At 51.7% G+C, this 2,088-nt stretch carries 2 protein-coding genes and 2 pseudogenes; 3 read left to right on the top strand and 1 reads right to left on the bottom strand.

The window, feature by feature from the left end; all coding sequences use genetic code 11:
• Both AU509_RS17675 and AU509_RS17680 read left to right on the top strand, forming a co-directional pair.
• Nucleotides 1-478 (top strand): annotated as a pseudogene (locus tag AU509_RS17675) (RHS repeat-associated core domain-containing protein); the annotation flags it as partial.
• Between the two features lie 2 nt (nucleotides 479-480).
• Entirely contained in the window at nucleotides 481-897 is a 417-nt protein-coding gene (locus tag AU509_RS17680; protein ID WP_085653874.1) for a hypothetical protein, read from the top strand.
• A gap of 73 nt (nucleotides 898-970) precedes the next feature.
• Here the strand turns inward: AU509_RS17680 and AU509_RS17685 are convergent, their stop codons facing one another.
• Complete coding sequence (locus tag AU509_RS17685; protein WP_085653875.1) at nucleotides 971-1,195, bottom strand: SymE family type I addiction module toxin; 225 nt, start codon at nucleotides 1,193-1,195, stop codon at nucleotides 971-973.
• Nucleotides 1,196-1,443: 248 nt separating this feature from the next.
• Here AU509_RS17685 and AU509_RS17695 point away from each other — a divergent pair.
• Nucleotides 1,444-2,088: pseudogene (locus AU509_RS17695) on the top strand (RHS repeat-associated core domain-containing protein); the annotation flags it as partial.

The raw sequence follows: 2,088 nt of genomic DNA on the forward strand, positions 1-2,088 counted from the left end.
TCCCACCGGCGGCGGGTATATCTCGCCGGATCCGATAGGGGTGTTGGGGGGGGAAAGCAATTATGCTTATGTGCACAATCCCAATACTTGGGTTGATCCGCTGGGGTTGGCGAAGTGTCAATTAGCTAAATCTGGGGAAGACTTATACGTAGGAACATATAGCCAAGTCAGGGGGGCTAACATTAAATCTGGATTGAATCCTACGCATACCCCTCACCATGCTATTCAAAATGCGGCAAGCCCAACAACTCATGGGCGAGGAATAACAATTAATATGCGAAAAGACCTTCACGAATTGACTTGGACTTACAAAAAACCGATGGTTCGTGGTTTAAGTAATCGGGAGTATTTGGCTAGAGATATTGTTGACTTGCGTAAAATATTGGGCAATGCGGGTTATAGCCGAGATGTTATAAATCGCCAATTGGGTGAGTTAATTAGGCAGAACAAAGAACTTTGGAAAACATTGGGGCAATAAACATGAATACAGAAGAAGCTCTGGATTTTCTTTCTCAAAATCAGCCGATGCCTTCCGATGCGCTCTTGTCTCAAGATAAAATTGATAGATATGATGAAGTTAGACGCTATTTTGTTGATAAGCCTGATGCCAGAGCCATCAGTCTATTTTTAAGATCTTATGGTGAAGGTGATGGTTGGGGCGTTTATCAGTTAGTTGAAGATTTTTTCTATCAATGCAATCCCGATGATGTAAAAAAAGAAATAAAAATCATTCTCGAAGATAAGAATACACCTGATAGCGTTAGATACTGGGTAACTCAGGTATCAGCAGCTTTCAGTGATGAAATGTTCAGGGCTGGGCTTGAGATATCGTTAGGATCTGACAATCCTGATATAAAAGAGGCCGCAGAAATAACAATATCGATACTGGACGAATAATTTAATAATAAGCCGAAAGCGATCCCAACGATCCTTCCGGCTATTTTTTACCTACTGCTTATCGTATGTGCCGTCATAGATTAATCTCGGTCTCAATCACCAGTCTCCCCCGCTCAACCGTCACGGTGATCGGCATCCCGGTCATAAAGCCACATTCTTCGAGCCAGCGACCTTTAAGGTTGATGGCGGAAGGCGGGTTAGGCCTGCCGTTTTGCGGGGCGTATCCCACGGTGTAGTAACGCGCTGTTTTGGTTGCTTTATTAACGGTGACGCCTGACTTAGAATGTGCCTTAGCCATAGTCAACTCCTTCCAGTTGGTTGTGGTGAGCGGGCTGACGTGTTGCAAGCGCGTCAGTTCCGCGTTAGCTCCGTTACTTTGCCAGCACCTGTAACTGCTTCTTGGTTAAAAAGGCATCCAGCAACTTCTTAATCACTTCCTTATCCTCATCGGGCAACTGCTCGACTTCCTGAAACTGCCGCAGTAACTCGCGGTCTTCAAATCTTGCTTTAGCCGCTTCATCCGTCGCCCCTTCCAGCCGGTAATCTTACGACCTGCGCGACCGGGTAGTGCGCGAGTGGCAGAACGGCACGGAAGTGCGCAGAGCCTACGATGAGCACAGCGTCACGCGCACCCTGCTGTGGTCGAAAGAAGAAAAGGAAGAGGAAGAGGAAGAGGAAGAGGAAGAGGAAGGACTGACCAGCACCTTCCGCTACAGCCGGACCGGTGAGCTCAAGCAGGTGGTGCTGCCGGACGGTGCGGCGCTGACAATAAATCACGATGCCGCCGGGCGCGAGAGCGAACGCCGGGGCGGGCGCTTCCTGCAAACGCGCGAGTACGACGCGATGGGCTGGCTGACGCGCGAGATGAGCGGTCAGGCGCACGACGGACGGCTACAGGCGCAGCAGACGCGGGAGTACCGCTACGACGGCGCGGGCAACCTGACGGGCGTGCGCACCAATCGCGACAGTGAAGGCTACCGGTTGGACAAGACCGGCCGGGTGCTGTCGGTTCTGACCGGCGGCGCGGGCAGAACACCGACTGCCGAGACCGACTACCACTATACCCGCACCGGTCTGCCGCAGGAGCAAGGACGGCTGACCGAGTGGGAAGCCGGCCGTCTGGTGCAGCGCGACGACATGTATTACACCTACGACCGGGCCGGACGTCTGGTGCGCCGACAGCAGGTCAAG

It is taken from the genome of Lonsdalea britannica (genome assembly GCF_002111595.1).
Taxonomy (GTDB): domain Bacteria; phylum Pseudomonadota; class Gammaproteobacteria; order Enterobacterales; family Enterobacteriaceae; genus Lonsdalea; species Lonsdalea britannica.